Genomic DNA, 6346 nt, shown 5'->3' with positions numbered 1-6346 from the left:
TGCCAAATAGTTAAGCACTGTTTCCAGAGTTAAGTCTAAGCGTTCTGAGATTTGTTGCGGGGTTAAACCGAGGTCTTGCAGTAGAGAAATTGTTTTCAATTTTTGCAAGTTTATTCCCTGTTCAATTCCCTGTTCAATTCCATCTCCAAAAGCTTCTTGATAGAAACGAGTTTGTTTTAGGTCTTGTAGTTCTAACATAGCTTCTATTTCCTCTCGACTTTTTTGGGGTAACTTATAAATGATTATCGTTTCGATTAAATCAATGACATTTCTCTGCACTAAGCGATCGCTGACTTCTCTTTGAGCCTGTTTAATTAAAATCTTAGCAGAATTAACAGCTTGACTCTCGCTTTCCGTAACCAATTTGATCAGGGCGATCGCTAAGGAAGGAGTCTCGTCATTTGCCAATTCATCCAGATAGATTCTTTTAATCCTGTCCAAGGATAACAAATCTGCAAATTGCTGGGGATGTTCTCGCTCAATTTCTCGACTAGGATAAATAACAACTATCTGCCAGGGTGACAAAGGTTTATACTGTCTAAGATACAAGAAAAGTTCCGAAAATAATCGATAATATAGGTCTTCATCCTTTTGAAATTGCACTTCTACCAGATAAAAAGGCAAATTTTCCAGATTATCGAGCGGCAAAAATAAACCATCCAATCGAAAAGCTAGTTGTTTGACTTCTTGGGAAGTAAATCGATAATTGCTTACGATAACATCGGGTTGAGCGATTAATTCAAAGAACGAATCGGGAAAATCGAGAAACATTCGATAGAATATGCTGTCAGTTTTCATGCTGTCACAAAATTACCTGTAATTTCCGCTTAATCCGCCAACAAAAGAGAATTAACCTATGATCATCCCATCGTTTCTGCAACCCGGTGCTAAAGTTTCTCTGGTGGCCACCAGTGGCGCCGTCAAGGAATTAGCCGCCCTAGAAAAAGGCGTAGAAATATGGCGATCGAGGGGTTATCAAGTGGAATTTAGCGATAATTGGTCGAATCGTCTCGGTTATCTCGCCGGTAGCGACGAGCAACGTCGTCAAGCTTTAGCCCAAGCATGGCAAGATCCCGATTGTCAAGCAATTCTCTGCGCTAGGGGGGGTTACGGTAGCGCTCGCCTCTTGGAAAATTGGACATGGGCAAAAACTAACCCAAAATGGTTAATCGGTTTTTCCGACGTGACGGGGATTTTATGGAGTTTAGCGAAACAGGGCATCTGTAGCGTTCACGGTCCAGTTTTAACCACCTTAGCCCAAGAAAGTCCCCAATCAATCGATCGCCTCTTTTCTCTCCTAGAAGGTCGTCCTTTAGCCCCTCTTGTCGGTCAAGGTTGGGGTGGGGGCAAAGTGCGGGGACGCTTATTACCAGCTAATTTAACCGTAGCCACCCATCTCCTCGGAACCTCGGTTCAACCCACCCTAGAGGGGGTAATTTTAGCCCTAGAGGACGTAACCGAGGCCCCCTACCGGATCGATCGAATGTTAACTCAGTGGCGAATGCTGGGCATTTTCTCCCAAATTAAAGGCATTGCTCTCGGTCGTTTTAGCCGTTGTCTGGCGGCCCCTGGTAGTGATAGTCAAAGCGTGGAGGAAGTCTTAAAAGAGCGTTTGGGCGATTTCGGTATTGCGGTTATTGCTGAGTTACCTTTCGGTCATGATGGCGATAATGCCGCTTTACCGGTGGGAACAATGGTAGAACTGGACGGGGATCGGGGAATCTTAGAATTTTTCTATCCAGAATGATCCACTTTTTTGATACTATCTTAGAGAAGTGTTAACAAATGTAACAAAAAATTAATTATAGATGAAAGTATTAGTTGTCGGTGCGACGGGAACCCTAGGGCGACAGATCGTGCGTCATGCCATCGATCAGGGACATCAAGTGCGTTGTTTGGTACGCAGTCAGAGAAAAGCGGCTTTTTTGAAGGAATGGGGCGCGGAATTGGTCGGGGGAACCCTGCGGGATAAAAGTACCATTATTCCTGCTTTAGAGGGAATGGACGCGGTGATCGATGCCGCTACGGCCCGGGCGACGGACTCAGCCAGCATTAAACAGGTGGATTGGGATGGTAAAGTTAATCTGATTCAAGCAGCCAAAACCGCCGGAGTAGATCGCTTTATTTTCTTCTCGATTCTCAATGCCGAAAAATATCCCAACGTGCCTTTGATGGAGATAAAACGCTGTACCGAGAAATTTCTAGCAGAATCGGGTTTAAAATATACAATTCTCCGTCCCTGTGGCTTTATGCAGGGTTTAATCGGTCAATACGCCATCCCGATGTTAGATAATCAAACCGTCTGGATCACGGGGGAAAGTACGGCGATCGCCTACATGGACACCCAAGATATCGCTAAATTCGCCGTTCGCGCTTTAGAAGTCCCCGAAACCGTCGGTCAATCCTATCCCGTGGTCGGCAGCAAAGCTTGGAAAGCTGAAGAAATTATCGAAGTTTGCGAACGCTTATCGGGTAAAGAGGGGAAAATTTGGCGTTTACCCATGGGATTACTGCGTTTTATGCGGGGAATAAGCCGTTGTTTCCAATGGACCTATAATATATCTGACAGACTAGCTTTTGCGGAAGTTCTCGCTAGTGGTCAAGCTCTTGATGCCCCCATGGCAGAAGTTTATCAAGTATTTGGCCTTGATCCGAGTCAAACAACTACTTTAGAATCCTATTTACAAGAATACTTTAGCCGCATTCTCAAGAAGCTCAAGGAAATCGACTTCGAGAAACAAAAAGCTCAGAAGAAGAAGAAAACCCCTTTCAAAAAGAAAGCGTGAACCAGCAGTAGGAAAATTTGTCAATGCCCAAAATCGGCATTATTTACAACGATATTAAGCCTATCGCTTGTAAAACAGCCCATCAGATACAAGATCAGCTACTTTCTTTAGGTTGGCAGGTGTTTATGGCTACCGGCAGCGGTGGTCTGCTAGGCCATTCTAAACCCTCTCGTCCCGTTTGTTTTACTCCGATCGATCAGTTAGTCCCCCCCCACTTCGAGCAAGATTTAAGTTTTGCGATCGTGTTGGGGGGCGATGGTACAGTCCTATCAGCGGCCCGGCAGTTGGCCACCCTGAATTTGCCCCTGTTAACGGTCAATACGGGACACATGGGCTTTTTGACCGAAATTTACCTAAATCAGCTTGAACCCGCCTTAGAGCAGGTTTTAGAGGGGAACTACACCATCGAAAATCGCTCGATGATCACGGTGCGACTATTCCGCGAAGATACCCTCCTCTGGGAGGCACTTTCTCTCAATGAGGTGGTCGTCCACCGGGAACCCCTCACCAGTATGTGTCATTTTGAGATTCAAATTGGTGAACACGCACCCGTCGATATCGCTGCCGATGGGGTGATTCTCTCCACTCCTACCGGTTCTACTGCCTATGCTCTCAGCGCCGGCGGCCCAGTAATAACTCCCGATGTGCCGGTATTACAATTAGCCCCCATTTGTCCCCATTCTTTAGCTTCCAGATCCTTGGTATTTTCTGACAAGGAAACTGTGAATATTTTTCCAGCAACTGCTAATCGGATGGTGATGGTAGTGGACGGTAATGGCGGTTCTTATATCTTGCCAGAAGATCGAATTAATGTGCAGAAATCGCCCCACCAAGTCCATTTTATTCGTCTGCAATCGACGGAATTCTTCCGTATCCTCCGGGAAAAGTTGGGTTGGGGTTTACCTCATATTGCTAAACCAACTTCGGTGGAATTACCTTAATCAGTTATCAGTTATCAGTTATTAGTTATTAGTTATCAGATATAATTTTTCAGTTCACTGATTACTGGTTACTGTTTACTGAAAAATCTCCTGACTCCTAAATGGCTGATAGCTGAATTTATGCTCTCTTTTCGTGCCAAGATAGCTTTTTATTTAGAGGATGTCACCACGGCGATCGGACTGACGGTAAATCTGCTTATCTTGGCATTAATTTTACTATCTTTGGGGATTTATGTGGCTCAAACCTATCCCTTATCCGCCACTTGGCAAATGTGGTTACGTCAGCTTGATTGGGGAATTTTAAGCTTATTTTCCCTAGAGTATTTAATTCGGTTTTGGTGTGCGGAATCAAAACTAGGCTTTGTTTTTAATATTTTTTCTATCCTAGATTTATTATCAATTCTGCCCCTATTTTTTGGTTTTTTTGATATTAGGTTTTTTAGAATTTTTCGCTGGTTTAGAATTTTGCGAGTGATTCGTTTTTTTGGTTCCGATCTTTCTATTTTTCAAATTAAAACTTCCGATCAGATAGTATTTACTCGCATATTATTAACTCTATTTTCGATTATTTTTGTCTATGCGGGCTTAATTTATCAGATCGAACACCCGATTAATCCCCAAGTCTATCGGACATTTTTTGATGCTTTTTACTTCGCCGTTGTCACTATGACTACCGTGGGATTTGGGGATGTAACTCCCCTATCTGATAATGGTAAAATGCTGACAGTTTTAATGATTTTAACGGGAGTTTTGTTAATTCCCTTGCAAATTAGCGATCTGACTAAACAAACATTAAAATCTGGCACTCAAATTGATTATCCTTGTCCAGATTGTGGTTTACCCCGTCACGATATAGATGCCAATTTTTGTAAAAACTGTGGCGCAAAACTCTTAAAAAAACCTGATTGAGACTAATTCTGGCCAAAGGTAGGGTGGAGAGATGAGGAAGTGGGGTGTGGGGAATTATGAATTATGAATTATGAATTGGGAAGTGGGGAAGTGGAGCATTTGGCTGAAATTTCCCTAAATCCCTAAACCCCTAAATCCCTATCACCCTATCTCCCGACTCGAAGTCTCGGAGTCTTGGAGTCTCGGAGTCTCCCGACGACCGACGGAATCATCACAATTTACAATTGCTTAATAATTGTTGCCACTGCCGTGATAATATGTCTTGTGGCTCACCTGAGCGTCATAGCTCGGAAAGCAATCCAGATATTGAGATTAGTCTATCGCTGATTTAGGTGTACCTTGTCTGACCCATCGATCGAATCTCCCCCAACCCCAGAAACCAACCCGCCGTCAGATCCGATGCGGGAATACTATCAACTACAAAACACTTTACTGATCACCACCCTGATCTTAAGCGGTCTGATCTTTATACCCGTGTGGCTGTTTTATTCCCTCAATACTGCCCTTAATTACCTATTAGGGGCAATGGTGGGAGTTGTTTACCTAAAACTCCTGGCCGGGGAAGTGGAAAAATTGGGGGTAACGAAAAATCGGGTAGGCAAAAAAGGATTAGCCCTATTCGCTGGACTAATCATCATCGCCAGTCGTTGGCAAGAACTGCACATAGTGCCAGTTTTTTTGGGTTTTTTGACCTATAAAGGGGCGATCATCGTCTATACTCTGCAAACCATCTTCAAGCTGGAGCAGAAAGCCGATTCCTAAACCCTTTGACCGTTAAAAATAACCCTGATTTGCGAACCCGAATCTCTCTAAGGTAGAAATGTTAGACAGTTTAAGTGTGCTTAATTTTTATAGCCTCGCTTCCCTGGAAGTGGGACAACACTGGTACTGGCACATCGGCGGACTAAAAATTCACGGGCAAGTGATCGCGGTCTCCTGGATCGTCTTCGCTATCTTAATCATCGCCTCGATCGCCGCTACCCGCAAAATCCAGAAAGTCCCTAGCGGTATTCAAAACCTCATGGAGTACGTTCTCGAATTTCTGCGCGATTTAGCCAAAAACCAGCTAGGAGAAAAGGAATATCGACCCTGGTTGCCCTTCATCGGCACCCTATTTTTATTTATTTTCGTTTCTAACTGGTTAGGGGCCTTGATTCCTTGGAAGTTAATCGAACTGCCCGAAGGAGAATTAGCCGCCCCCACTAACGACATCAATACCACGGTGGCGTTAGCTCTACTGACTTCCCTCGCTTACTTCTACGCAGGCATCAGTAAAAAAGGACTCGGTTACTTCGCTCACTACCTAGAGCCGATTCCCGTGCTATTACCGATCAAAATTTTAGAAGACTTTACCAAACCCCTCTCCCTCAGCTTCCGTCTTTTCGGAAACATCCTCGCGGACGAGTTGGTAGTGGCCGTATTAGTCTTCCTTGTCCCCCTAGTCGTACCCCTCCCCCTGATGGCTCTCGGTTTATTTACCAGCGCTATTCAGGCCCTTGTCTTCGCCACCCTTGCCGGGGCCTATATCCATGAGGCCCTGGAATCGGAACACGAAGAAGAACACGCTTAAAAGCGAGAGACGAAAACAGAAAAATTTCTTAGGAAAAAGTGTCCAAATAATAGGATAATAACTAAGAAATTATTGGTCGAATTCAGGATGAGCAACTGAATTCCAGGATCGTTCTTTCCCAAAAACTCTTTCGGGAGTTT

Annotated in this window: 7 protein-coding genes; 6 read left to right on the top strand and 1 reads right to left on the bottom strand. The window is 44.2% G+C overall.

Annotated elements, in window-relative coordinates; genetic code table 11:
- The coding region (locus tag IM473_RS18620) for an Rpn family recombination-promoting nuclease/putative transposase (RefSeq protein WP_287660187.1) at window positions 1-798 on the bottom strand (798 nt) is incomplete at its 3' end.
- Between the two features lie 58 nt (window positions 799-856).
- On the opposite strand from IM473_RS18620, the gene IM473_RS18615 reads away from it, so the two are divergent.
- The 6 genes from IM473_RS18615 to atpB all read left to right on the top strand — a co-directional run bounded on the left by IM473_RS18615 (window position 857) and on the right by atpB (window position 6206).
- A complete protein-coding gene (locus IM473_RS18615) occupies window positions 857-1747 on the top strand; it encodes a S66 peptidase family protein (protein WP_287660186.1) in 891 nt (296 codons plus the stop codon).
- Between the two features lie 61 nt (window positions 1748-1808).
- Entirely contained in the window at window positions 1809-2786 is a 978-nt protein-coding gene (locus IM473_RS18610) for an SDR family oxidoreductase (RefSeq protein ID WP_104397597.1), read from the top strand.
- 23 nt (window positions 2787-2809) lie between these two features.
- Complete coding sequence (locus IM473_RS18605; protein WP_002779855.1) at window positions 2810-3727, top strand: NAD(+) kinase; 918 nt, start codon at window positions 2810-2812, stop codon at window positions 3725-3727.
- Window positions 3728-3847: 120 nt separating this feature from the next.
- Window positions 3848-4636, top strand: coding sequence for an ion transporter (locus IM473_RS18600; RefSeq protein ID WP_287660185.1), 789 nt, complete (start codon window positions 3848-3850; stop codon window positions 4634-4636).
- A gap of 399 nt (window positions 4637-5035) precedes the next feature.
- Window positions 5036-5398 carry an ATP synthase subunit I gene (locus IM473_RS18595; RefSeq protein ID WP_002739749.1) on the top strand — a complete coding sequence of 121 codons (363 nt, stop codon included), beginning with the start codon at window positions 5036-5038 and terminating at the stop codon, window positions 5396-5398.
- 58 nt (window positions 5399-5456) lie between these two features.
- Window positions 5457-6206 (top strand): F0F1 ATP synthase subunit A, encoded by a 750-nt coding sequence (atpB, locus tag IM473_RS18590; protein WP_002739857.1) that lies wholly within the window; start codon window positions 5457-5459, stop codon window positions 6204-6206.
- Window positions 6207-6346: the final 140 nt, after the last annotated feature.

This window comes from Microcystis sp. M015S2 (assembly GCF_020245945.1).
In the GTDB taxonomy this organism is placed as follows: Bacteria; Cyanobacteriota; Cyanobacteriia; order Cyanobacteriales; family Microcystaceae; genus Microcystis.
Note: the sequence above shows the minus strand (reverse complement) of the source record. Positions and strands in the feature narration are given on the sequence as shown.

Excerpts from the sequence above, each read along its gene's own strand:
- atpB (WP_002739857.1), top strand. The coding sequence starts at position 5,457 with ATGTTAGACAGTTTAAGTGTGCTTAATTTTTATAGCCTCGCTTCCCTG.
- IM473_RS18595 (WP_002739749.1), top strand. The coding sequence starts at position 5,036 with ATGCGGGAATACTATCAACTACAAAACACTTTACTGATCACCACCCTG.
- IM473_RS18615 (WP_287660186.1), top strand. The coding sequence starts at position 857 with ATGATCATCCCATCGTTTCTGCAACCCGGTGCTAAAGTTTCTCTGGTG.
- IM473_RS18605 (WP_002779855.1), top strand. The coding sequence starts at position 2,810 with ATGCCCAAAATCGGCATTATTTACAACGATATTAAGCCTATCGCTTGT.
- IM473_RS18600 (WP_287660185.1), top strand. The coding sequence starts at position 3,848 with ATGCTCTCTTTTCGTGCCAAGATAGCTTTTTATTTAGAGGATGTCACC.
- IM473_RS18610 (WP_104397597.1), top strand. The coding sequence starts at position 1,809 with ATGAAAGTATTAGTTGTCGGTGCGACGGGAACCCTAGGGCGACAGATC.